At 72.5% G+C, this 24,186-nt stretch carries 21 protein-coding genes; 4 read left to right on the forward strand and 17 right to left on the reverse strand.

Annotated elements, in window-relative coordinates; all coding sequences use genetic code 11:
- Positions 1-93: 93 nt before the first annotated feature.
- The 6 genes from ABH925_RS03815 to ABH925_RS03840 all read right to left on the reverse strand — a co-directional run bounded on the left by ABH925_RS03815 (position 94) and on the right by ABH925_RS03840 (position 7,442).
- On the reverse strand, positions 94-1,815 hold the full coding sequence (locus tag ABH925_RS03815) for a cation acetate symporter (protein ID WP_370145327.1): 1,722 nt from the start codon (positions 1,813-1,815) through the stop codon (positions 94-96).
- Complete coding sequence (locus ABH925_RS03820; protein ID WP_370145328.1) at positions 1,812-2,318, reverse strand: DUF485 domain-containing protein; 507 nt, start codon at positions 2,316-2,318, stop codon at positions 1,812-1,814. The genes ABH925_RS03815 and ABH925_RS03820 overlap by 4 nt, the downstream gene beginning before the upstream one ends.
- A 323-nt stretch (positions 2,319-2,641) precedes the next feature.
- Positions 2,642-3,403 (reverse strand): response regulator, encoded by a 762-nt coding sequence (locus ABH925_RS03825; RefSeq protein ID WP_370145329.1) that lies wholly within the window; start codon positions 3,401-3,403, stop codon positions 2,642-2,644.
- A 25-nt stretch (positions 3,404-3,428) separates the two neighbouring features.
- Positions 3,429-4,589 carry a sensor histidine kinase gene (locus ABH925_RS03830; RefSeq protein ID WP_370145330.1) on the reverse strand — a complete coding sequence of 387 codons (1,161 nt, stop codon included), beginning with the start codon at positions 4,587-4,589 and terminating at the stop codon, positions 3,429-3,431.
- Between the two features lie 43 nt (positions 4,590-4,632).
- A complete protein-coding gene (locus ABH925_RS03835; protein WP_370145331.1) occupies positions 4,633-5,121 on the reverse strand; it encodes a DUF1453 domain-containing protein in 489 nt (162 codons plus the stop codon).
- 182 nt (positions 5,122-5,303) lie between these two features.
- Positions 5,304-7,442 carry a type IIA DNA topoisomerase subunit B gene (locus tag ABH925_RS03840; RefSeq protein WP_370145332.1) on the reverse strand — a complete coding sequence of 713 codons (2,139 nt, stop codon included), beginning with the start codon at positions 7,440-7,442 and terminating at the stop codon, positions 5,304-5,306.
- A 499-nt stretch (positions 7,443-7,941) separates the two neighbouring features.
- Here ABH925_RS03840 and ABH925_RS03845 point away from each other — a divergent pair, with 499 nt between their 5' ends.
- Entirely contained in the window at positions 7,942-8,166 is a 225-nt protein-coding gene (locus tag ABH925_RS03845) for a hypothetical protein (RefSeq protein ID WP_370145333.1), read from the forward strand.
- 202 nt (positions 8,167-8,368) lie between these two features.
- On the opposite strand, the gene ABH925_RS03850 is transcribed toward ABH925_RS03845, so the two are convergent.
- The 7 genes from ABH925_RS03850 to ABH925_RS03880 all read right to left on the reverse strand — a co-directional run bounded on the left by ABH925_RS03850 (position 8,369) and on the right by ABH925_RS03880 (position 16,798).
- Positions 8,369-9,241: a trypsin-like serine protease gene (locus ABH925_RS03850; protein WP_370145334.1), complete on the reverse strand. Its 873-nt coding sequence runs from the start codon at positions 9,239-9,241 to the stop codon at positions 8,369-8,371.
- A gap of 201 nt (positions 9,242-9,442) precedes the next feature.
- Complete coding sequence (locus tag ABH925_RS03855) at positions 9,443-11,062, reverse strand: RNA polymerase sigma factor (RefSeq protein WP_370145335.1); 1,620 nt, start codon at positions 11,060-11,062, stop codon at positions 9,443-9,445.
- A gap of 507 nt (positions 11,063-11,569) precedes the next feature.
- Positions 11,570-12,535 (reverse strand): FadR/GntR family transcriptional regulator, encoded by a 966-nt coding sequence (locus tag ABH925_RS03860; RefSeq protein ID WP_370145336.1) that lies wholly within the window; start codon positions 12,533-12,535, stop codon positions 11,570-11,572.
- A gap of 128 nt (positions 12,536-12,663) precedes the next feature.
- The gene (locus ABH925_RS03865) at positions 12,664-13,419 is read right to left on the reverse strand and encodes a hypothetical protein (protein WP_370145337.1); all 756 of its coding nucleotides are present in this window, start codon (positions 13,417-13,419) and stop codon (positions 12,664-12,666) included.
- Positions 13,420-13,424: 5 nt separating this feature from the next.
- Positions 13,425-14,639 carry an ATP-binding cassette domain-containing protein gene (locus tag ABH925_RS03870; protein WP_370145338.1) on the reverse strand — a complete coding sequence of 405 codons (1,215 nt, stop codon included), beginning with the start codon at positions 14,637-14,639 and terminating at the stop codon, positions 13,425-13,427.
- A 91-nt stretch (positions 14,640-14,730) separates the two neighbouring features.
- Positions 14,731-15,480, reverse strand: a complete 750-nt coding sequence (locus ABH925_RS03875) for an NUDIX domain-containing protein (RefSeq protein ID WP_370145339.1) — start codon at positions 15,478-15,480, stop codon at positions 14,731-14,733.
- 19 nt (positions 15,481-15,499) lie between these two features.
- Positions 15,500-16,798: a DUF4192 domain-containing protein gene (locus tag ABH925_RS03880; protein WP_370145340.1), complete on the reverse strand. Its 1,299-nt coding sequence runs from the start codon at positions 16,796-16,798 to the stop codon at positions 15,500-15,502.
- A 172-nt stretch (positions 16,799-16,970) separates the two neighbouring features.
- Between ABH925_RS03880 and ABH925_RS03885 the strand changes: the two genes are divergently transcribed.
- Together ABH925_RS03885 and ABH925_RS03890 are read left to right on the forward strand one after the other, a co-directional pair.
- Positions 16,971-19,247: an ATP-dependent DNA helicase RecQ gene (locus ABH925_RS03885; protein WP_370145341.1), complete on the forward strand. Its 2,277-nt coding sequence runs from the start codon at positions 16,971-16,973 to the stop codon at positions 19,245-19,247.
- A 231-nt stretch (positions 19,248-19,478) separates the two neighbouring features.
- Positions 19,479-20,258 (forward strand): hypothetical protein, encoded by a 780-nt coding sequence (locus tag ABH925_RS03890; RefSeq protein ID WP_370145342.1) that lies wholly within the window; start codon positions 19,479-19,481, stop codon positions 20,256-20,258.
- Positions 20,259-20,280: 22 nt separating this feature from the next.
- Here the strand turns inward: ABH925_RS03890 and ABH925_RS03895 are convergent, their stop codons facing one another.
- The 3 genes from ABH925_RS03895 to ABH925_RS03905 form a co-directional block, all read right to left on the reverse strand.
- Entirely contained in the window at positions 20,281-20,784 is a 504-nt protein-coding gene (locus tag ABH925_RS03895) for a hypothetical protein (protein WP_370145343.1), read from the reverse strand.
- A gap of 232 nt (positions 20,785-21,016) precedes the next feature.
- Positions 21,017-21,706, reverse strand: coding sequence for a ribonuclease HII (locus ABH925_RS03900; protein ID WP_370145344.1), 690 nt, complete (start codon positions 21,704-21,706; stop codon positions 21,017-21,019).
- Positions 21,707-21,873: 167 nt separating this feature from the next.
- Positions 21,874-22,353: a pyridoxamine 5'-phosphate oxidase family protein gene (locus ABH925_RS03905; protein ID WP_370145345.1), complete on the reverse strand. Its 480-nt coding sequence runs from the start codon at positions 22,351-22,353 to the stop codon at positions 21,874-21,876.
- A gap of 220 nt (positions 22,354-22,573) precedes the next feature.
- On the opposite strand from ABH925_RS03905, the gene dapA reads away from it, so the two are divergent.
- On the forward strand, positions 22,574-23,491 hold the full coding sequence (gene dapA, locus ABH925_RS03910; protein WP_370145346.1) for a 4-hydroxy-tetrahydrodipicolinate synthase: 918 nt from the start codon (positions 22,574-22,576) through the stop codon (positions 23,489-23,491).
- On the opposite strand, the gene ABH925_RS03915 is transcribed toward dapA, so the two are convergent.
- Positions 23,455-24,087: a histidine phosphatase family protein gene (locus ABH925_RS03915; RefSeq protein WP_370145347.1), complete on the reverse strand. Its 633-nt coding sequence runs from the start codon at positions 24,085-24,087 to the stop codon at positions 23,455-23,457. The genes dapA and ABH925_RS03915 overlap by 37 nt on opposite strands.
- Positions 24,088-24,186 lie beyond the last annotated feature (99 nt).

Raw genomic sequence — 24,186 nt, forward strand, 5'->3', positions numbered from 1 at the left:
CCCGTCGCGCCCGGAGGCATTAGCGTGTCGGCACACCTGTCGGGCTCTCGCCCGCCGCTCCTCCGGTCGCATCGGGTCGTACAGCGCACCGGGTCACACCGCGCCGGCCCCGGTCAGCGAGCGCACCTCCAGCTCCGCGTAGGCGTCCGGATCGGCCCGCTCCCGCGAGCTGACCGTGCCCAGCCAGCCGAAGAAGAAGCCGCAGGGGATGGAGACGATCCCCGGGTTCTCCAGCGGGAACCAGTGGAAGTCGACGCCGGTGACGATCGAGGCCGGAGTGCCGGAGACCACCGGCGAGAACACCACCAGCACCAGCGCCGGGACCAGCCCGCCGTAGATCGCCCAGGTGGCGCCCCGAGTGGTGAAGCGCCGCCAGAAGAGGTTGAACAGCAGCGCCGGCAGGTTCGCCGACGCGGCGACGGCGAAGGAGATGCCGACCAGGAACGCCACGTTGAGCTTCTGGGCGTACAGGCTGAGCACGATGGCCACGGCACCGATGACCACGGCGGCGATCCTGGCGACCACCACCTCCTCGTGCTCGGTGGGCGGCTCCTCGTCCGGGTGGCGGAACGCCCGGGCCCACAGGTCATGGGCGAACGAGGCCGACGAGGCGAGGGTGAGGCCGGCGACGACGGCCAGGATGGTGGCGAAGGCCACCGCCGAGGTCACCGCGAACAGCACCGCTCCCCCGTTGCTGCCCGCCCCGCCACCGAGCACCTCGGAGAGCAGCGGCACCGCGGTGTTGCCCGCGGCGTTGGACGCCTTGACCGCGGACGCGCCGACCAGGGCCGCCGCGCCCAGCCCCAGCACGATGGTCATCAGGTAGAACGAGCCGACGAGTCCGATCGCCCACATGGCCGAGCGCCGGGCGGCGCGCGCGGTGGGCACGGTGTAGAAGCGGCCGAGGATGTGCGGCAGCCCCCCGGTGCCGAGCACCAGCGCCAGGCCCAGGCTGACGAAGTCCAGCCGGTTGGTGGCGCTGCCTCCGTACTTGAGGCCGGGCGCGAGATAGCGGTCCCCGTAGCCGCTGCCGGCCGCCGCGGAACGCATCAGCGAGCCCAGGTCGCCGTGGAAGCGCACCAGCACCAGCACGCAGAGCACGGCCGTGCCGCTGATCAGCAGCACGCACTTGACGATCTGGATCCAGGTGGTGGCCTTCATCCCGCCGACGGTCACATAGACCACCATCAGCGCCCCCACCCCGACGATCGCCCAGGCCCGCGCCTGCCCCGAGTGCAGCCCGAGCAGCAGCGACACCAGGCTGCCGGCGCCCACCATCTGCGCCAGCAGGTAGAACAGCGACACCACGACCGAGGAGACGCCCGCCGCGGCACGCACCGGGCGTTGCCGCATCCGCTGCGCCAGGACGTCCGCCAGGGTGTACCGGCCGCAGTTCCGGACCAGCTCGGCCACCAGCATCAGCACCACCAGCCAGGCCACCAGGAACCCGATGGTGTAGAGCAGGCCGTCGTATCCGTAGAGCGCGATCAGCCCGGTGACGCCGAGGAACGAGGCCGCCGACATGTAGTCGCCGGAGATTGCGAAACCATTCTGCAGAGGGCTGAAGTCACGTCCCCCGGCGTAGAAGTCCTCGGCCGCGCGGCTGCGACGCCCGGCCCAGAAGGTGATCCCCAGGGTCACCAGCACGACCACGACGAACAGACCGGTGGCCAGGTTCCGGTGACCGTCCACAGCGGCGGCCGTGAACCGGGCGGTCGACGAAGGTGCCTCCAGCAGTGGGGCGTTCAGCAGTCGGGCGTTCAGCAGTCGGGCGTGCAGCGGTGGAGCGTTCAGCAGAGCTGCGGAGGGTGTCATCGGAGCCGGTCCTGGGTCTCCCAGCGGAGGCCGAGCGCGGCCCGGTCCCTGCGGTCCCGCGCGTGCCGCGCGTACAGCACGGTGATCAGGAAGGTGCTGGCGAACTGCAGCAGGCCGAGCAGCCAGGCGACGTTCAGCGGACCGGCCACCTGTCGGCCCATCAGACCCGGGAGCGTGACCGCGGCGACGATGTAGAGCAGGTACCAGGTCAGAAAGGCCACACAGGCGGGGAAGACGAAGCGGCGGTACTCGCGCCGGATCTCCTGGAACTCCTCCCCTGCCTGGACATGCCGGTAGACCTCGGCGGCGGCCGTCGGCGGCGCGGAAGAGTACCGCTCCTGCACCGGCCCCGCCGCCCCGGACGCCTCCTCCGGCTCCGGCTCCGGCTCCACGGATAGCCCCGACACCCACTCGGCGACCGCCACCGTCAGCGGCGAGTCCGCGAACGGAGTCCCACCCTCCGCCGAATCCGCCTGCACCCCGTAGGGCGGCTCGGCCTGCAACGGCTCTCCGTACGGCGATTCCGGCTGCGACGATTCAGGCTCCGACGATTCGGGCTGCAACGACTCGGTACGTGACGGCTCCGACGCTCCGCGCCGGGCCGGGGCGGCCCACCAGTCGAAGCGTTCGGGCGCCCCCTCCTCCACCCGACCGGCCGGCGGCGCAGCCGCGTCCCCGCCGACCGTGTCCGTGCGTTCTCGATGTCTCAACAACTGTGCTCCCGCGTCGATGGAGTGACGGGAGCCCCCTCTTCAACCCCACCCGTCGCATCCAGCATGGTGAGCGGTCGTCAGACGCGTGGTCCGGTGTGCGGACGTTCACTCCATCAGGTGATGCCCTGCTGGTTGCCCCCGGACAGTCCGTGCCGGTAGGCGTAGCCGACCGCCTGGGCCCGGTCACGGACCCCGGTCTTGGCGAAGAGGTTGTTGATGTGCGTCTTCACCGTCGCCATGCTGACGAACAGCCGCGCTGCGATCTCCTGGTTCGAGAGTCCGTCCGCGATCAGCGACAGCACCTCCGCCTCACGGACCGTCAGCCCGTCCGGCAGTGGCACCCCTGACTGCGCCGGATTCGATGCCGCCGACGGCGCCGTCCTTGCCGGCGGCGTCGGGGACGGCGGCGTCGCGGACGGGTCCGGCGTCCGGGCCGGGGCAGCGGAGCCGGAGATCCGCTCCAGCAGCCGCGCCTGGATCTGCGGGGACAGGCCTGCCGCACCCGCCCGAACGTCGGTGATGGCCCGGGCGATCTCCTCCGCACCGGCGTCCTTGGTCAGATAGCCGCGCGCACCCGCCTCCAGCGCGGGGAAGAGCGAGTCGTCGTCGGCGTGCGTGGTCAGCACCACGACCGCCGTCTCCGGTCGCGCCGCGCGAATCCGCCGGGTCGCCTCCACCCCGTCGCAGCGGGGCATCCGCAGATCCATCAGCACCACGTCCGGCTGTCGCGCCGCGGCCAGTTCGACCGCCTCCTCCCCGTCGGCGGCGGCGCCGACCACCTCGATGCCCGGCAGCAGGCCGAGCAGCATCACAATCCCCTCGCGCACGACCGTCTGGTCGTCCACCACCAGCACCCGTACGGCGTCCTCACTCATCAGGCCAGCCTATGCGGCCCGGGCCCTACGGTGCAGGGACGCTCAAGCGCACCAGGAATCCGTCCTGGTCCGGGCCCGCGACCAGGGACCCGCCCAGCAGTTCGGCCCGCTCGCGCATCCCCCGCAGCCCCAGGCCGCTGCCACTGCCCGCGAGTTCGGACGCAACGGCCCCCGGCGGCGCCGAGTTCCGCACCTCCAGCTCGACCGTACCGTCGAGGTACGACAGCCGGATCGCACAGGGAGCGCCGGGGGCGTGCTTGCGCACGTTGGTGAACGCCTCCTGCGCGGTGCGCCGCACGGCCACCGAGGCCTCCGCGGACAGCGGGCGCGGCTCGCCGACCACCACCAGCTCCGCCCCCTCGTTCCTGGCGACGGCCTCCAGGAAGTCGCCGACCGGAACGAACTCGCCGCGCAGCGCGGACAGCGCCTGCCTGGTCTCGGCCAGCCCGTCCTGCGCCATCCGGCGGGCGGCGACGATGCGTTCGCGCAGCTGCGCCCGGTCCGCGCCGGCGTCCAGCATCAGCCGGGCCGCCTCCAGGTGGACCAGCTGGGCGGACAGACTGTGCGCGAGGACGTCGTGGATCTCACGGGCGATCCTGGCCCGCTCGGCGAGCGCCGCGGACTCCGCCTCGGCGACCCGCGCGGCACGCTCCTGGCCCAGCAGCCGCTGCGTGGTGGCGCGGCCCTCCCAGTCCAGTCGCACCACATAGCCCATCACCCCGAGGCCGAAGATGATCGCCACATTCGCCACCCAGGACTCGGGCTGCGGCACCAGCAGCATGAACAGCAGCGTGGCCAGCAGGGTCATCGGAACGGCGGCGATCAGCGGCATCCGCTGGGTGCCGGCCATGGCGATGCCGCACAGGAAGATCACCCCGAGCACCGGTACTCCGTTGACGACAGCGATCAGGCCCTGGGCCAGGATCAGCGTCAGCCAGGCCAGTGAGACACCCATGCGCATCGCCGGAACGGTGTGCAGGAAGCCCCAGAGGCCGAAGACCCCGAGGACGGCCGCGGCGAGGACCAGCCACAGCGCGACGCCCTCGGGATGGTGCGAGGCGAGGCTGCCGAACACCGCCCCGCCGAGGCCGAGGTAGCGCGCGGCCGCGCCCACCCGTTGCCGGGCCGGCGCGAGGCCCTCCCGGTTGAGTGCCTCCCGGGAGGGCCAGTCCGTCCACTTGTCCACAACGTTCCTTCTGTCCTGTCGACCCGCCGGTCCTGTCGACCCGTCAGCCTGCGGCAGGGACACCGTACGACGGCTGGAGTTCCCGGGCCCGCCAGGTGACCACGGCGGTACGGACCAGCAGCAGGGCGGCCAGTGAGAGCATGATCGAGCCCTGGCTCAGCGGGATGCCCATGCCGCGCCCGACCACCGCGAGCAGCACCCGGACCAGCAGCATCCCGATCCAGGCGGCCGCGGTGGCCACGGTGCCCTTGGACCAGACCGCCCCGGACGCGTCCCGCCAGATCCGGGTGGTGAAGCCCCAGGCGAAGCCCATGGCGACCTCCAGCACGATGCCGATGACCAGCAGTACCGCCGAGGTGGTCTGGTGGGCGTGGTCCAGCAGGTGCTGGTCCCTGAGGCCGATGACCGCGAGGATGGCGGGGATGACCAGCATCCGGCGGATGTCACCGGTGATCTGCCGGGCCCGCAACTGCCGGGCAAGGACGTAGATCACGACAACGACGATCAGTGCGACGTTCGCGGTGCTGTTCATGGCCTGCTCCGAAGGGTGTCGGCTGCTTTCTGCACTCCCGAAGGTACGGATCGGCGCAGCTCACGACCTCGGAGCCGGGGTGGACCGGCGGATGGAGAAGGCCCTCCACCCTGAGGTGGAGGGCCTTCGGCGACCGCTGCGGGTCAGCCCCGGGTCAGCACTTCTGGGTCAGCCGTTCTGGGTCAGGCGTCGATGCGGGAGCGGTCCAGCAGCGCGGCCGAGTCCACGATGAACTCCTTGCGCGGGGCCACGTCGTTGCCCATCAACAGGTCGAAGACCCGCTCGGCGGCTTCCAGGTCGCCGACGTTGATCCGGCGCAGGGTGCGGTGCCGCGGGTCCAGGGTGGTCTCCGCGAGCTGGTCGGCGTCCATCTCACCGAGGCCCTTGTAGCGCTGCACCGGCTCCTTCCAGCGCTGCCCCTTGCGCTGCAGTTCCAGCAGGCTGTTCCGGAGCTCGCTGTCGGAGTACGTGTACAGGTACTTGTCCTGGCCCTTGCGCGGGCTGGTCAGCTCGATCCGGTGCAGCGGCGGCACCGCCGAGAAGACCCGGCCGGCCTCGATCATGGGCCGCATGTAGCGCTGGAACAGGGTGAGCAGCAGGGTCCGGATGTGCGCGCCGTCGACGTCGGCGTCCGCGAGCAGCACGATCTTGCCGTAGCGGGCCTGGTCGATGTCGAAGGTCCGGCCCGAGCCGGCCCCTATGACCTGGATGATCGCGGCGCACTCGGTGTTCTTCAGCATGTCCGAGACGGACGCCTTCTGAACGTTGAGGATCTTGCCGCGGATCGGCAGCAGCGCCTGGAACTCCGAGTTGCGGGCGACCTTGGCAGTGCCGAGCGCGGAGTCCCCCTCGACGATGAACAGCTCGCTGCGGTCCACGTCGTCGCTGCGGCAGTCGGCCAGCTTGGCCGGCAGCGAGCTGGTCTCCAGCGCGGTCTTCCGGCGCTGGGCGTCCTTGTGCTGGCGGGCCGCGACCCGGGTGCGCGCGGCCGCGACCACCTTCTCCATGACCGCGCGGGCCTGGGCCTTGTCGTCGCGCCTGGTCGAGGTGAGGAAGGCCTTGAGCTCCTTGGCCACCACGGCCGCGACGATCCGGGTCGCCGCGGAGGTGCCGAGCACCTCCTTGGTCTGGCCCTCGAACTGCGGCTCGGCCAGCCGGACGGTGATGACCGCGGTCAGGCCCTCGGTCGCGTCGTCCTTGGTGACGTCGTCCTCGGCGACCCGCAGCAGCTTGGCCGCGCGCAGAGCCTCGCCGATGGTCTTGGTCAGCGAGCGCTCGAACCCGGCGACGTGGGTACCGCCCTTGGGCGTGGCGATGATGTTGACGAAGGAGCGCTGCGTGGTGTCGTAGCCGGTGCCCCAGCGCAGCGCGATGTCCACGCCGAGTTCGCGGGTGACCTCGGTGGGCGTCATGTGCCCGAGCTCGTCCAGGACCGGCACCGTCTCCTTGAAGGTGCCCTGGCCCTGCAGTCGCAGGGTGTCGCAGACCGCCTTGTCGGGGGCCAGGAAGTCGCAGAACTCGGCGATGCCGCCGTCGAAGCGGAAGGTCTGCTCGTCGGTCGGCGCGCCGTCCACGGCGCGGTCGTCGCGGACCACGATGGTCAGACCGGGCACCAGGAAGGCCGTCTGCCGCGCGCGGGCGTGCAGGTTCTCCAGCGAGAGCCGGGCTTCCCTGAGGAAGATCTGCCGGTCCGCCCAGTAGCGGATCCGGGTACCGGTGCGGCCGCGGGGCGCCTTGCGGACCTTGCTCAGGCCGCCCTCCGTGCCCTTGGCCGGAGTGAAGTCGCCGTCCGCGCCCGCGCCGGCGAAGACGCCGGGAGCGCCGCGCCGGAAGCTGATGGCGTGGGTGTGGCCGGCCCGGTCGACCTCGACGTCCAGCCGGGCCGAGAGCGCGTTGACCACGGAGGCGCCGACACCGTGCAGACCGCCGGAGGCCGCGTAGGAGCCGCCGCCGAACTTCCCGCCGGCGTGCAGCTTGGTCATCACCACCTCGACCCCGGACAGCCCGGTCTTGGGCTCGACGTCGACCGGGATGCCGCGCCCGTTGTCGCGGACCTCGACCGAGTTGTCCGCGTGCAGGAACACCTCGATGTGGTCGCAGTAGCCGGCCAGGGCCTCGTCGACGGAGTTGTCGATGATCTCCCAGAGGCAGTGCATCAGGCCGCGGCTGTCGGTGGAGCCGATGTACATGCCCGGCCGCTTGCGGACGGCCTCCAGTCCTTCGAGGACAAGGAGGTGCCGTGCGGTGTAGTTGGAGCCGTCGTTGCTGGATCCTCCGCCGCCTCGGAGGGCTGCGGTCTGCACGGTCGTTTCGGCGGTCACGCGCGTACTACTCCTCGTTCTCGCTCGTTCTCGGGGCGTTCCGGCGCTACGCGGAGCGCGAACACGGGCTCTTTCCCTGGATCCTGGTCGGGGGACCAGTGCACCATGGCGTCAATGCTGCCGGGTTGCAGGCTACCGGTGTGTGGGCTGGGGCTTCTGCTCCGACCTGCTGGCCGCTTATGCTACGCGCAACTCGTACGCTCGTTCGATAACTCGGACGGGTGGCGCGGATGCCATAGTCGGCAGCAGGCATGAACCATTCGGAGTTGGGGCACGTCCTTATCCAACAAGAAGTCCACCAGGACACCAGCCCCAACGGTCCAAGCGGCAGCGACACAGCCGTCCCCGCCGTCTCCACCCCACGACCCGGCTCAACAGCCGGACCGACCGATCCGCAGTCCCGAGGCGTCACAAAAGAAAAGCCGCGAGCGGGAACGTTTTCGGCCTGGTTGGATGTTGACCCTGGTACGACAGCTCGTCGAGCTAGAGAAGAGGCGACGTGACTACAGTTCTGACCCCCGCGAGCCCGCTGACCGCAGCAGACCGCTGCGACCGGTGCGGCGCCCAGGCCTACCTGCGCGTCGTGCTGGCATCCGGCGGCGAGCTGCTCTTCTGCGCTCACCACGGCCGCAAGTTCGAGCCCGAGCTGAAGAAGATCGCAGCTGAGATACAGGACGAGACCGGCCGGCTGACGGCCGCACCCGCATTCGCAGGCGACGAGTAGCGAGGAGCGCCGAGGCGCTCAACCGGGCCGGGCGACTGGCGGCCCTGATGACGAGCTGAAGAGCGGCACCGGGCCGGGCGGCGAACCAGAGGTTCACCGCCCGGCCTTCTGCGTGTCCTTGCGGCTGTGTTGTATGTCACAGTGCACCAGCCCACACTCCGTCAGTTGGGCAGGGCGAGCCGGGGCGACACTGTGCGTCGGGTCACAGTTGGTCGCGCACCGCGTTCGCCATCGCCGCGAGCCGGGAGTACACCCCCGGGTGGCCCGGCTCCGCACAGCCCGTGCCCCAGGACACCAGGCCGACCAGCCGGCCGGCCACCACCAGCGGGCCGCCGCTGTCGCCCTGGCAGGCGTCCCGGCCTCCGGTGTTCTGATTGCCGGCGCAGACCATGGCGCCGGCCCTGAAGGTGCCGTCCGGAGCGCCGGTGTAGTCCTGGGCGCAGGTGGCGTCGGCGACCATGGGCAGCTGCACGGCGTGCAGCGTCGCCGGATAGTCCCCGTTGCCGTGGATGTCCCCCCAGCCGTAGACGGTGGCCATGGTCCCCGGCAGATACGGGGCGGTCTCCCCCTGCCCGACCATGGGCAGCACCGCCCGGTCCGGCTGCGGCACGGCCAGCGTGAGCACCGCCACGTCCCACATGTTGGTGTTCATGTCGTAGTCCGGGTCCACCCATACCCTGGACACCGGGACCTCGGAACCCGCCGATCCGGTCAGATCGCTGCGCCCCACCAGGACCCTGAGGTCCGGCCGGTCGTAGCGGTGCAGGGTGGACTCGTCGTAGAGGCAGTGCGCCGCGGTGACCACCTTGGTCGGGGAGACCAGGGTCCCGCCGCAGAACTGGCCGGAGCGGCTGTCGCCGTAGGTGGCCCGGCTGGCCAGGGCGACCATCCAGGGGTGCTGCTCGGTGCTGGTCGCGCCGCCACCGATGATCCGCAGGGCCGCATAGGCCGGGCCGGGCAGGCTGCCGACCGCGACGGGCAGCGTGGCGAGCAGGACCAGCAGGGCCCGGCGCCTCCTCCCGCGCGGTTCCCCCGCCGTCCCGGCACCATCCGCCGCACGCTTGTTGACCGCCACCCGCTGCCCTTCGCCGTTCCGTCTCACCGCATGGTCGCCGCTCAGCGTAGGCGGATGGCGACGCTCCGGGGTCGGATGACGCGCCCCCGACGTCGGGTACATCCCTTCGAGGGGTGACGGCACGCAAAAACCGGCAGGGGCGAAGGCCCCTGCCGGTTGCGACCGCCCCGTCCGCGGACGGGGCGGGCCGGACAGTCCTGACTAGTCCAGGTAGTCGCGGAGGACCTGGGACCGCGACGGGTGGCGCAGCTTGGACATGGTCTTGGACTCGATCTGGCGGATCCGCTCACGGGTCACCCCGTAGACCTTGCCGATCTCGTCCAGCGTCTTCGGCTGACCGTCCGTCAGGCCGAAGCGCATCGAGACCACGCCGGCCTCGCGCTCGCTCAGGGTGTCCAGCACCGAGTGCAGCTGCTCCTGGAGCAGGGTGAAGCTGACCGCGTCGGCGGGCACGACGGCCTCGGAGTCCTCGATCAGGTCACCGAACTCGCTGTCGCCGTCCTCACCCAGGGGGGTGTGCAGCGAGATGGGCTCGCGGCCGTACTTCTGGACCTCGACGACCTTCTCGGGGGTCATGTCGAGTTCCTTGGCCAGCTCCTCCGGGGTGGGCTCGCGGCCCAGGTCCTGGAGCATCTGGCGCTGCACCCGGGCCAGCTTGTTGATGACCTCGACCATGTGCACCGGGATGCGGATGGTGCGGGCCTGGTCGGCCATGGCGCGGGTGATGGCCTGACGGATCCACCAGGTCGCGTAGGTCGAGAACTTGTAGCCCTTGGTGTAGTCGAACTTCTCGACCGCACGGATCAGACCGAGGTTGCCCTCCTGGATCAGGTCCAGGAACAGCATGCCGCGACCGGTGTAGCGCTTGGCCAGCGAGACGACCAGCCGGAGGTTGGCCTCCAGCAGGTGGTTCTTGGCGCGGCGGCCGTCCTCGGCGATGATCTCCAGCTCGCGCTTGAGCTTGGGGGCCAGCTTGTCGGCGGCGGCCAGCTTGTCCTCGGCGAAGAGACCGGCCTCGATCCGCTTGGCGAGCTCGACCTCCTGCTCGGCGTTGAGCAGCGGGACCTTGCCGATCTGCTTGAGGTAGTCCTTGACCGGGTCGGCGGTGGCACCGGCCACGGCGACCTGCTGGGCCGGGGCGTCGTCCTCGTCGTCGTCGGAGAGGGTGAAGCCCTGCGACTCCTCCTCGCCCTCGGCCGGCTCGCCGTCGGCCTTGACGGTCCCGGCTTCCTCCAGCACCTCGTCCTCGGCGCCGGCCTCGTCATCGGACTTCCCCGCCTTGCCGGCGACGGTCTTCTTCGCCACGGCCTTCTTCGCCGGAGCCGCCTTCTTCGCCACTGCCTTCTTCGCGACGGCCTTCTTGGCCGGGGCCGCGGCCACGTCGACGGTGAGCGCCCCCTCGTCCAGGTCGTCGACCGTACTCGCCGAGCTCACCACGGGAGCCGCCTTGGTGGTCGTGGCGGCGACGCGGGGCGCCGCCGGTCGGGTCGTGGTGACCGCGGAGGCGGTGCGTGCGGGCACAGCCTTGGTCGCGGTCGCCTTCGTCGCTGTGCTCTTGGCCGCGACGCTCTTGCGGGGGCGCTTGGGCGCGGAAGACTCCGCGGCGCTCACCATCAGCGTCACACCCTCCTCGTCGAGGACCTGGTTGAGGCTTCGCATGACGTTCTTCCACTTGGTGACCGGGATCTGGTCAACCTCGAAGGCGTGGCGCACGTCATCGCCGGCGATCTGCCCCTGTGCCTTGCCCTGTTCGATGAGTGCCATCAACGCGGTGGACTCTGCGATTTCGGGGGGGAGCGAACGGGATGTGCTGGCCGACACGAACAACCTCTCGGACGTGAGTGGACAGAATCCGGCCCGGAGGGGCCGACCTCTGAAGAGTTGAAGCTGGACTGCAGTGAAGGGTGGAGCCGCAGGATGGTGCGGGTGGCGGGCTTCCGTAGTGCCGCTACCTCCGTAGACATCGCTGGCGGCGGAGAAGTGTTACGCCTTCCTTTCGTGGCGCAAGTCACAGTGCCTCCGAAAGTCGTACCCAGCTGAACGCCCGGGGATGGGCCCGCATTCCGGCAGTCGCCTGATCCAGTGATGGACACCCCCATCAGGCTGACTGCGGGATGCGGGCGAGAGAGGCCCTGCGACGGCAGTCGGGGCCCGTCCGAGGCGGCAGGCAGGGGGCAACGTCCGAGGCGGGCGCGGCGCAGGCGAGGCGGGCGTGGCGGGGCCGGACGCACGGGCCCGAACGCCGCGAGCCGCCGTCCCGGGTGGGGCGGCGGCTCGCGGCGTACGGGCGTTCGGGCGTTCCTGGCCTTCGCGGCGTTCGCGGCGTTCTCAGTGTTCGCGCGGGGCGGGCACCACGTGGTCGACCTCGGGGTGCACCGTGAGCAGGGCACGCATCGCGGCCTCCGCCGCGGTGCCGTCTCCGGTGCCGAGCGCCTCGACCAGCCGGCTGTGCAGACCGACCGAGGGCTCGGAGGGCCGCTCGCAGGCGGTGACCGGGCTTCCCGAGACGGTGAGCGCGGAGCCGACGATGCCGGCCAGGTGCTCCAGCATGCGGTTGCCGGCCAGCTCCAGCAGCAGGGTGTGGAACTCGGCGTCGGCCCGGCTGAAGGTGACCTGGTCGCCCTGGCCGACCGCGTGGCCCATGATCTCGGTCATGTCGACCATGCGCTGGTGGATCTCGTCCCGGCCGTGGCCCGCGGCGAGCCGCGCGGCGAGGGGCTCAATGGCCCAGCGCAGCTCGAACAGTTCCCGGCGCTGGTCGTCACGCTGCGGACCGTAGGCGCGCCACTCGATGATGTCCGGGTCCAGCAGGTTCCAGTCGGCGACCGGACGCACCCGGGTGCCGACGTTGGGACGGGCGCTGACCAGGCCCTTGGCTTCCAGGACCCGCAAGGACTCACGGACCACGGTGCGCGACACCTCGAAGCGCTGACCGATCTCCTCGGGCACCAGCGGGCGGTCCGCGCCCAGGTCCCCGGAGACGATCATCTGGCCGAGCTGCTGCACCAGTTGGCCGTGCAACCCCCGGCCTCGGCTGCCCGAGGCCCGGCGTCCCGCGCGGCTCAGCTCGGGCTCGGGACTGTCCCAGTGCAGCGATGGTCCGGGCGCGCCGCGCTCGGGAAAGGCCCGATCGGCGGTGCGTTCGCCGATCGGGAAGCGGTCCAGCTCGCCGGCGCCGGAGCGGGCCGTCTCTGCGGCCAGGCGAGCGGTGGTCATGGGGGGATGCGCAACGGTACTCACGTCTCCTTTGTCGGCCATGGCGGAGCACAGCTTGAGGACTTTCGTGAAAAGCACACGAAAGGGTGATCGGCCGTCATTGAACAATTGACGTTTTGTCCCCATCTATTGCTCTTTATGGGCAATCAAGGGAGCTTTTGTGACCGCTACGCGGTCACGCAGGGATGGCTCCCGGCAACGGAGTGTCAGACTCCGCGTCGGCGGGGCAGCACCAGCAGGTACACCGCGAGCAGCAGCACCACCGGGGCCAGCACCAGGGCCAGCAGCCCCGCCGTCGACAGCGGCACACCGCTGTGCAGTCCGCTGAACGCCCCGTAGAGCCAGGCATGCCGGCTGTCGACCGGGAACAGCGCGTGCCACCGGGCCAGAGCCGGCCCCGAGCCGACCAGGCGTCTGCTGCGCAGCGCGCTGACGGCGGGCTCGGCCAGCACCGGGACGGTCAGCAGGAGCAGCAGCCCGGCCGACGCGCTGCGCAGCAGGCCCGCGGCCAGCAGTCCGGTCAGCCCACCGGCCACCACCAGGGCCAGGTATCCGCCCAGCGCGGGCGCGAGCGGCACGCCGCGGTGGAGTACCGCCGCGAACACCGCGGCATCCAGGGCCAGGGTCAGCGCGCCGAGCAGCGCGGAGAAGACACCCACCACGACCAGCTTGGCGCAGAGCAGCCGGAACCTGCGCCGGGCCGGCAGCAACAGCGGACGCAGGGTCGGGTAGCGGACCTCGTGTCCGTAGGAGAGCGCGCCGACGGCGCCCGCGCCCAGCGCGGCGATCGGCAGCGGCAGCAGCGGGACCCCGGCGGTGAGCACCCGTACCGGATCGGCGAGCGCCGGCTGACGGACGGTCAGCAGCGCGATCCCGGCATCGACGACGAGCACCGCCAGCAGGACGAGCCAGGTGGAGCGGACACCGGTGAGCCGGCGCCGCTCGTAGGTGAGTGCGTGCACGGGAGTTACTCGCTTCGGTCGAGAGGGGCGGTCGGCTCGTCGCGGTAGAGCGGACCACTGACGGAGCTGAGGCTGCCGTTGGCGCGCATCCGGGCGGGACCGCCGCCCACCACGGAGGCGGCGACAGCGCTGCCCGGAGTCAGCAGCACGACGGTCTCGGCGGGCTCGGTGAACAGGGAGGGCACCGGCTCCTCCGCCGAACCGATCTGCCCGGCGACCGGCGTGGCGGTGTGCGGGCCGGACCGCCGACCCGTGTGCGCCGACGCCCCGGACCGCGCTGCGCTCCGGGCCGCGGCCTGGGGAGCGGACTGCCGCGCCGGCTGCGGGGCGGCCTGCCAGCGGGCGAACCCCGGCGACGCGTCCTCGACGGTGCGGTCCGCGAGCTCGTGCAGCAGGATGCCGTGCCGGTAGGCGAGCTCACCGATCTCGGTCCGAGAGGCGCCCGCCACAGAGATCCGGGTCCCGCCCTCCCGGCGGACCGCAGCTCCGGACCCGGCGAGCAGGTCCGCCAGCCGGCCGACCTGTGGGCCGCACACCGAGACCTCGTCCCGCAGCCGGGTGCGGACGAACTCCGTCACCGGCTGATCCGCGACCAGCCGTCCCAGCTCCACGGTGACCACGTGGTCGGCCAGCACCGCCGCCTCCTGCGGGCTGCGCAGGCTGATCAGGACCGTTCCGCCGCCCGCCGCGAAGGCGCGGAGGAAGGCGTGGAACCACTCGCTGTTCTTGGGCGAGAGGTGCAGCGTCGGCTCGTCCAGCAGCAGCGTCTTCGGATCGCCCAGCAGGGCCTCGGCGAGGGCGAGCCGACGGCACATCCCGGGCGAGTAGGTACGCAGCCGGTGGCTCGCCGCCGGGGCGAGCCGGGTCTGTTCCAGCAGCTGGTCGGCACGCCTGGCCGGTACGCCGACCGCGGCGGCGACCATGCGCAGATGAGCCCTGGCCTGCCGGCCCGGGTGCCCGGCGACCTGCCCGGGGCCCGCCAGCACCGCCCCGACCTCGCGCTCCGGCCGCCGAAGCCGCCGGTAGGGGCGGCCGTCGAAGAGCGCGGCCCCCTGCCCGCGCTCAAGCCCCAGGGCCAGCCGCAGCAGCGTGGACCGTCCCGAGCCCTCAGCCCCGAGCACCGCGGTGACCTGGCCCCCGCGGGCGTCGAAAGAGAGGTCGAGCAGTGCCGGGGGACGTCCCCGGCGGTAGCTCTTGGTCAGTCCGATGGCCTGGAACATCGTGCTTCACCTCGCGATGCCGGTGCGCAGCCTTCCTCCGCCCGTAGCCAGCACGATAGACCGACTTAGTTACTGTGCGTGGTATTGCCCTCTACGGCGCGTCAGGCCGCAGCATCGGCGGGTTGAGGACCGTCGCCCCGCCGGCCCGGAAGAGCTGCGCGGGACGGCCGCCCTGACGGGTGGTGGTCCCACCGGCCGGCACCAGGAACCCGGGAGTACCGGTGACCTTGCGGTGGAAGTTGCGAGGGTCGAGCGAGACACCCCAGACGGACTCGTAGACCTGCCGCAGTTCGCCGACGGTGAACTCGGCCGGGCAGAAGGCGGTGGCCAGCGAGGAGTACTCGATCTTCGAGCGGGCCCGCTCCACGCCGTCCGCGAGGATCCGGGTGTGGTCGAAGGCCAGCAGCAGCCCGTCGCCGTCGCCCCGGCCGAGCAGTTCCTCGACCGGCGCCCAGCGCGCGCTGCGGACGTCCCCACCCGGACGCGGGGTGGGCAGGTCGGGGGCGAGCGCCAGATGGGCCACGCTCACCACCCGCATCCGCGGGTCGCGCTGCGGATCGCCGTAGGTCGCCAGCTGCTCCAGATGTGCCCCAACCCCGGGGCCCTGGCCGGCGGCGCCGTGCGTGCGCAGTCCGGTCTCCTCGGCCAGTTCCCGGGCCGCCGCCTCGATCAGGCCCTCGTCAGGGCGCACGAAACCGCCGGGCAGTGCCCAGAAGCCCTGGTACGGCGGCTCGCCCCGGCGCACCATCAGCGCACACAGGGCGTGGTCCCGAACGGTCAACACCACCAGGTCGACGGTGACCGCGAAGGGAGGGAAGGCCGACGGATCGTAGCGCGACATGGACGCGATCATAGTCGTCTCACTGACGATAAACATCCCCACCCGTATGCGCCCGTCTCCGCCGCAGCCGCCGGGTGGGCAGCAAGCGGCACGGGTCGCCCTCCGGACCACCGTCCCGGCCGCCGCGGCGACCGCCCTGCCGACGGCTCCGGCAGCCGTCCTCCCGGCGCGCGTCCTCCCGGCAGCCGTCCCCCTGGCGGGCGCCCGGCCGGCCGGCGCGCTGCTGCCGGGCCCGCCGCTCGGCGCGCAGGGTGGTACAGAGTGACCCGGGTTCCGCGCCCGCGTTGACGGCCTGATGGAGCAGCCGGGCGAAGGTGTAGTCCGGATCCGCCGCCAGCGCCCGCCCGAGGGCGATCCGGGCGGTCACCTGATCGCCGGTCACCCAGGCGGTCCAGCCGAGCAGCGACAGCGGGGCCGCGGCATGACTGTCGAACGGAGCCGAACAGCGCCGCGCCAGGAAGCGCCACAGCTGCTGGGCATGGGCCACATCGGGCGGATCGAGCCACTCCGCCGCCCGGTCCCTGGCCTGCCGGTCCTGCAGCCCCAGGATCAACCGGGCCGCCTCGGCGGCCGGGAGCTCCTGGGCCCCGGCCCGGAACCGGGCCACCGCCGCGTCCACCAGTTCGGCGGTGCGCTCCAGCACCCGTTCCCTCCCGCCGCTTCGGGACAGCTCGTCGACCAGGGCGGGCACGGCCTCCTCGAACGCGCGCAGCTGGGTCTCCGCCGTGGCCGCGCCGACCGGCGCGAGCTCCGCGTGCAGTTCCTTGAGACTCCCGCGGACCTGGATCCCGGCATAGGCGGCGGCCGCGGCCACGGCCGAGGTCACGCCCTCACGCGCCACCGGGGTGCCGTCGCGGGAGCAGCAGCCAGCGTCCCCGCAGCTGAAGGACCACCAGCGGCCGTCCGAGACGCACAGCGACTCGTGCACCGGGACGCCGACCGCGGCGAACGCCTCGGACAGCGCCGTCGCCAGCGGCCGCAGCTCCTCGGTGACCGCACGGCCGTCCGCGCCGGGCCCGGGATCCCGGCACAGGTAGAGGATCACCGCGTCCGGCCGTCGGTCGCGGTGCTCGGAGAGCGCCACCAGGAAGCGGGCGACCTCCTCGGCCGCGGCCGGCCAGGCCTCGGCCTCGGGGATGTCGATCCTGACCGTGCCGCCCTGCCGACGGCGCGGGCCCTGCAGACCCAGCGCGACGATGCTGTCGCTGGGGAAGAAGCCGAGCAGGTACGGGAGCGCGTCGACGACGTCCGCCGGGGTGCTCATCCGCACCACCGGGTGGTCGAAGGAGTCGGGAGGAGGGAGCTCGTGCTGGTTCATGGGACGAGGATGGCCGCCTCCGCAAGCCCGTGACGGCCTTCACGGCCAGGCTGTGGACAACTCGACGGGTGGGGAAAACCTGCTCACTCGGGGTGGTGAAATCCGCCGCTCGCCGCCCGCGGGACCGTTCGCCGTTCGTGGATTGTCGGACCGAGCGGCTATGAATGGGGGCATGGACGACACCCCGGGGACCACTCCCCCGCGCCACCCGGCCCTCGACGACCGCGCGGCCGTACGCGAGCGCGCCGACGCCGTGCTCCGTCGGCTGGCCGGCGGCGACGCGCGGCTGCGCGAGGACCAGTGGCGCGCCATCGAGGCACTGGTGGTGGACCACCGCCGGGCACTGGTGGTGCAGCGCACCGGATGGGGGAAGTCCGCGGTCTACTTCGTGGCCACCGCGCTGCTCCGGGCGGCCGGAGCCGGTCCCACCGTCATCGTCTCGCCGCTGCTCGCGCTGATGCGCAACCAGATCGACTCCGCCGCCCGCGCCGGGATCACCGCACGCACCATCAACTCCGCGAACGCCGACGAGTGGGAGTCGGTCCAGGCCGAGGTGGCCGCCGGGGCGGTCGACGTCCTGCTGGTCAGCCCCGAGCGGCTGAACAACCCCGACTTCCGCGACCAGGTGCTGCCCCGGTTCGCCGCCGCCACCGGGCTGCTGGTGGTCGACGAGGCCCACTGCATCTCCGACTGGGGCCACGACTTCCGCCCCGACTACCGGCGGCTGCGCACCATGCTCGCGGACCTGCCGGCCGGTGTCCCGGTCCTGGCGACGACGGCGACCGCCAACGCCCGGGTGACCGCCGACGTCGCCGAGCAGCTGGGCACCGGGGTGAGCGCCACGACCGGCACCGGCGACAGCGCCGTTGGGGGCAGTGATGACGGCGCCGACAGGCCCGGTGCGGCGCTGGTGCTGCGCGGCCCGCTGGACCGGGAGAGCCTCGCCCTGGGCGTGCTGACACTGGGGGACCCGGCACATCGGCTCGGCTGGCTCGCCGACCACCTGGCCGAGCTGCCCGGCTCCGGCATCGTCTACACCCTGACCGTGGCGGCCGCCGAGGAGGTGACCGCTTTCCTGCGGCAGCGCGGCTTCCCGGTCGCCTCCTACTCCGGGCGCACCGAGGACGTCGACCGGCGCAGCGCCGAGGCGGACCTGCTCGCGAACCGGGTCAAGGCCCTCGTCGCCACCTCCGCCCTGGGCATGGGCTTCGACAAGCCCGACCTCGGCTTCGTGATCCACCTGGGCTCGCCGCAGTCCCCGATCGCCTACTACCAGCAGGTCGGCCGCGCCGGGCGCGGGATCAAGCGGGCCGAGGTGCTGCTGCTGCCGGGGACCGAGGACCAGGCCATCTGGCGCTACTTCTCCGGGCTGGCCTTCCCGCCCGAGGAGCAGGTCAGGGCCACCCTGACGGCTCTGGCCGGGCACACCGACGCGGACGGGCTGCCGCTGCCGCTGTCGACCCCGGCTCTGGAGGCCCGGGTCGATCTGCGCAGGACCCGGCTGGAGACCATGCTGAAGGTCCTGGACGTGGACGGCGCGGTGCGCCGGGTTCGCGGCGGCTGGATCTCCACCGGCCGCCCCTGGGCCTACGACGCCGAACGCTATGCGCGGGTGGCCGAGACCCGGGACGTCGAACAGCGCGCCATGCTCGAGTACGCGGCCACGGACGGCTGCCGGATGGAGTTCCTGCGCCGCCAGCTCGACGACGAGCAGGCGGCCGCCTGCGGGCGCTGCGACAACTGCACCGGCGTCCGGCATTCGCCGGAGGTCTCCGCCGAGGCCCTCGGCGCCGCGCGGGCGGCGCTGGGACGCCCCGGCATCGAACTGGAGCCGCGCCGGCAGTGGCCCACCGCCCTGGCCGCGGCCGGGATCGACCTCAAGGGCCGGATCGCCCCCGGCGAGCAGGCAGCGCCCGGCCGGGCGCTGGGCCGGCTCTCGGACATCGGCTGGGGCACCCGGCTACGCGGCCTGCTCGCGCCGGGCGCGCCCGACGGCCCGGTCCCGCCCGAGGTGCTCGACGCCGTGGTCACCGTGCTGGCCGACTGGGCCCGTGGCCCGGGCGGCTGGGCCGGCCCCGACGGCGGCGGCCGCACCGCCCGCCCGGCCGGGGTGGTGACCATCGCCTCGCGCACCCGACCGCAGCTGGTGGAGAGCCTGGGCGCGGGCGTCGCCCGGGTCGGCCGGCTGCCGCTGCTGGGTCGCGTCGAGTACGCGCCGGGCGAGCGCCCACCGGGTTCGCGGAGCAACAGCGCCCAGCGGCTGCGCTCGCTGCACGGCTGTTTCGTACTGCCGGACGAGCTCACCCGGGCCCTGGTCACCGTCGACGGCCCGGTGCTCCTGGTCGACGACTCCACCGACAGCGGGTGGACCATCGCCGTGGTCGCCCTGCTGCTGCGCCGGGCCGGGGCGGGCGGGGTACTGCCACTGGTACTTGCGCAACAGGGGTGACGGCACCGGCGACCACGGGCGTTCCGCGCGGCGACTGCGGTAGCAAGATCGGGATCCGTGCTGGAATATAGGCGGCAGATCATCCGATGGCGGATGTATCGGGCAGGCAGGCCGTTGCCCGATTCGGCCCGGGACGTGAGAATTGGCGGGTGTCCCGGTCGGGTGCGTTCCTGGAGAAGCGCCTTGTCACCGGATGCGACGGTGCCCGCACGGGCACGGGGAAGGAGGGCCTTGAGCATCGACCCCGGCAGCGACAGGCCCGTCGGCGCGGCACGCCACCCGGCGATGCCGGGCGCACGCGCCGGTGCGGCCGCGAACTCGCTGAACCCGCTGAACCCTTTCACCCCGGTGCGGTCCCACGGCCTGCTCGACCTCCCCGACGGCTCCGGCAACACCGACGTCCCGGGCCTCCCCGGCTCCGCGGGCACCCGCCGTATCGACCCGTCGGACTGGGCCAAGGCGGGGCCGCCGCTGCTGCGCGCGCCGCGCGAACTGGTCACCGAACTGCACCGGGTGCACCGGCCGCAGCCGGGCACCGCCGTCCTCGGGGTACTGGAGCAGGACGACCACATCGTGGCGGGCGCCTCCTTCGCGGCGCGGCTGGGCAGCGGGGACGGCTGGCAGTACCGCAACGCGATCCTGACGCACCTGCGCCGGATCGTCCCGCACGAGCTTCGCCGCGCCCGTCCGGCCAGGACGGCGGTGCTGCTGCAGTGCCGTCGCGGCGGCCCCGAGTGGACCGAGCAGGACGGCGCCTGGATGTGGGCGCTCCGGGACGCCAGCATGCTGCACGGGCTGCGCTTCGGCGCCTACGTCACGCTCACCGACGCCGGATGGCAGGTGATCGGGGAGCGCCGCAGCGGCCGGACCCCGCATGCCGGCTCCTGGGCCACCGAGACCGTACGGACCGTCAGTTCACTGCCGCTCCGCCCGCTGCCGGACCCCGAACTCGGCCCGTCCGAGCCGCTCCGGGCCCTGGCTCCGGCACCCGCCCGGAGCGCGGTGCGCTGACCCGGGCCGCGCGGTGCGCCGACTAGGCCGCGCCGGCCTCACCGCACACCACGACCAGCGCCGTGGCCCGCTCCAGCGCTGCGGCCAGCGCCTGCTGCGCGACGGCCGACGAGCCGCCGTTGACCGCGAGCACCACGACCTCGCGGCGCACCGGCCGGCACTGCGTGGCGTCCGCGTAGAAGACATCGGCGGCGTCGTCGAGCTGCGCCCAGTAGTGGTCGGTCCCGAACGACTCCTCGTGCACCTGCCACGGGTGACGCTCACCGGTGGTCAGCACCAGAATCTGGCCGGGCGCCCGGCCCGCGTCGAGCAGCAGGTCCACGGTGTCGTCCGCACGGCCCAGCGCCTGCGCCGCGACGGCGGGCACCCGCTGGATCTCCGGACCGGCAGCGACGCCGGCCGCGGCCGGCTGCGGGTGGACCGGGGCAGCCGGGCGACGCGGGGCGGGACCCGGCTTGGGAACGCGAGGCGGTCCGGGACGCGGGATCGGCCGCGCGGCCCCGGCAGCATGGGAGTTCGAGGTCACAGAAGGCAGGGAAGGAATGGAAGGCATGGGGCGGCCTGTCGCGTCCGTCTCGTCGTTGGATGGAACATGAGGGCCCGGGGCGGTCTTGTGGATCTCCAGCTCCTCGGCAGAATCTGGCGGCACACCGGATGGCACCGCACAGCGCTGCAGAGCTTACTCGCTGCGGTCGAACAGCCGATAGGGGGTCCTGTGACTCTGCTGTCACCACCCCCGCCGAGCTGCCGACGAGCCGTCAGAAGCCCAGTGACAGCTGTTCGATACCCTCCGCCTCCAGCGGTACCCGGGAGGTCCGCAGATGCTTCCACGCGGGCAGGTCCTCCAGGTAGGACCAGGACAGCCGGTGATGCCCGGTCGGCCCGAACTCGGCCAGCGCGGCGCGGTGCACCGGCGAGGGGTAGCCCGCGTTGTCCGCGAAGCGGAACGCCGGGCAGTCCTCGCCCAGCTCCGCCATCCGGCCGTCCCGCTGCACCTTGGCCAGCACCGAGGCGGCGGCGACGGAGACGCAGGACTGGTCGCCCTTGATCACCGTCCGCACCGTCCACGGGCCGCCCAGGTAGTCGTGCTTCCCGTCCAGGATGACCGCGTCCGGACGCTCCGGGAGGGCTTCCAGCGCGCGCACGGCGGCGAGCCGCAACGCGGCCGTCATGCCCAGGTCGTCGCATTCCTGCGGGGACGCGTGGCCCAGCGCGTAGGCGGTGACCCAGTCGGCGAGGACCGGGGCCAGCGCCGTGCGCCGGCGCACCGTGAGCAGCTTGGAGTCGGTCAGCCCCTCGGGCGGGCGGCGCAGGCCGGTCACCGCCGCGCAGACCGTCACCGGCCCGGCCCAGGCCCCCCGGCCGACCTCGTCGACACCGGCCACCACCGCCGCTCCGGCCCTGCGCAGGGACCGTTCGACGCTGTGGGTCGGGGGTGTGACCGGCATGGTGGGGGTCCGTCCGTACGGGCTGTGTCAGTGGCGGGTGCACAGGGGAACCTGCGGTATCTCCACTATCCCAGTCCGCCGGGGGCGGCCACACCGCGAGGGCGGTCGGAACGCCGGGCCGGAAGGCCGCCGGGGACGGCCACCCGGTCCGCTGTGCCGCCGCCCGGTCAACTGCGCTGCAGCAGCCGGGCCTCACCGCCCTCGACCCAGGCGTGGATGTCCAGGTGGTCACCCGCCGGTTGGATCATCGAGAGCCCGGTGACCTCGACCCGGAACACGTCGCACTCGGCCGGCTCGAAACCGGTCGCGGCACTCAACGCCTCCAGGTAGTCCTGCTTGACCCCGGCCGCGGTCACCTCCACCGCCCGGCCGGCGATCTTCGCGTCGCCCCGGGTGACGTCCTTGTCCTCGGTGGCGCTGTGCAGCGCCAACCGGGGATCGCGGCGCAGGTCCGCGCCCTTGAGCGAGTTGGGCATCATGCCCAGCCACAGCTCCCCCAGCGCGAACAGCGGCTCGATCCCGCTGATCCGCGGCGAGCCGTCCCGCCGCAGCGTGGCCATCAGGCCCATCCCGTGCGCCTCGAACCGCCCCCGCACGGCGGCGGCGAGCTCGGGCGCGGCAACCTCGGTCTCATTCCAGGTACTCATACCGACATCGTCGCGCCCGGGTCTGACAATCGCCCGGCCGCCGACCCGGCCGGACGCACAAGCGCGCGTCCGGTTCGCCGACGGAAAGCGTCGTCAGGCGATCGTTCACCGATGCTGAACGGTGCGGCTCAGGAATCCGCGCTGGTCCCCGACGGCCGGGTCACCGCATTCTGGACAGGCGCGCGCCGCCGACCACCGACCCCGCAGCGAACGGACCACCATGCAGCTCCCCTTCGGGCGCATCTGCCCGGCGATGATCACGCCGTTCCGGCCCGACGGCGGCTTGGACCCTGCGGGCGCCCAGACCCTGGCCGCCCATCTGGTCGACCAGGGCTGCGACGGGCTGGTGCTGAGCGGCACCACCGGCGAGGGCTCCACGCTGAGCGACGCGGAGAAGGACACCCTGCTGCGCTCGGTGCTCGAAGCCGTCGGGGACCGCGCCCGGGTCACCGCGGCGGTCGGCAGCAACGACACCCGCCACAGCGTGGACCTGGCCCGGGCCGCCGAACGCGCCGGGGCGCACGGCCTGCTGGCGGTCACCCCCTACTACAGCAAGCCCAGCCAGGAGGGCATCCGCCGGCACTTCCGCGCCGTCGCGGACGCCACCTCACTGCCGGTCATGGTCTACGACATCCCCGGCCGCACCGGCGTCGCCCTCACCCGCGACACCCTGCTCGACCTCGCCGACCACCCGCGGATCGTCGCCGTCAAGGACTGCAGCTACGACCTGGGCACCAGTGCCCAGCTGATCGCCCGAACCGGACTGCACTACTACTCCGGCAGCGACGAGCTCAATCTCCCCCTCTACGCCGTGGGGGCGGTCGGCGCCGTCAGCACGGTCGCCAACACCGCCCCGCAGGCCACCCGCGCCGTCCTCGACGCCTACACCGCGGGCGACACCCGGGCGGCCCTCCGCTGCCACCAGCGGCTGCTTCCGCTGATCGACGCAATGATGGGAACCGCCCCCGGTGCCGTGACAGCCAAGGCGCTGCTGCGCCGGCAGGGCCTTCCGTCGGGTCCGGTCCGGCTGCCACTGCTGGACGCGGACGCCGCCCTCGATGCGGCGCTGGCCGGTGAGTCGGCAGCCGTACTGCGGAGTCCTCAGATCCAGCGGTCGAAGGGCCGGTCCAGCGTGTAGCGGCCGTCCGGGCCCAGCAGCAGGGTCCGGCTCTCGCCGTTGTCGGGATTCGACAGCGCCTCGAACTCCTCCACGCTCCAGTGGAACCAGCGCATGCAGAACAACCGCATCGCCAGTCCGTGTGTCACCAGCAGCACATTCGGCGGATAGTCGGGACGTTCGAAATTCCGGTGCAGCGTCTCGAAGAACGCACCCACCCGGTCGTACACGTCGGCGCCCGACTCACCCTGGATGAACCGGTAGAAGAAATGCCCGTAGGCGTCACGCGCCTTGCGCTGCCGCCGAATGTCCTCGGCGTCCTGCAGATTGCCCCAGTCCTGCTCGCGCAGCCGGGGCTCCTCCATCACCCGGATGCGGGTCGGATTGAGCCCCAGCAGCGCGAAGGTCTGCCGATTGCGCACATACGGGGTGACATACGCCTGCACCGGTTCCGCACCGAACAACCGCCGCAGTTCCTCCCCGGCGGCCCGTGCCTGCTCCCGTCCGCGCGCCGTCAGCTCCAGCGCGTGGTCGGGAATCCGCTCGTAGATCGTCTCGTCGACGTTCCCCTGCGATTCCCCGTGCCTGACCAGCACAATGCGGTGTGGACGCGCCATAACGACCACCCTAGCCGCCGGTCCGGCACCCGCTCGTCCGCAGCCGACCCGGACGTACCGGAGTCGCCGGAGGCACGAACGGCGGTGGGGCGGTGGCCT

Source organism: Streptacidiphilus sp. EB129 (genome assembly GCF_041262645.1).
Classification (GTDB): domain Bacteria; phylum Actinomycetota; class Actinomycetes; order Streptomycetales; family Streptomycetaceae; genus Streptacidiphilus.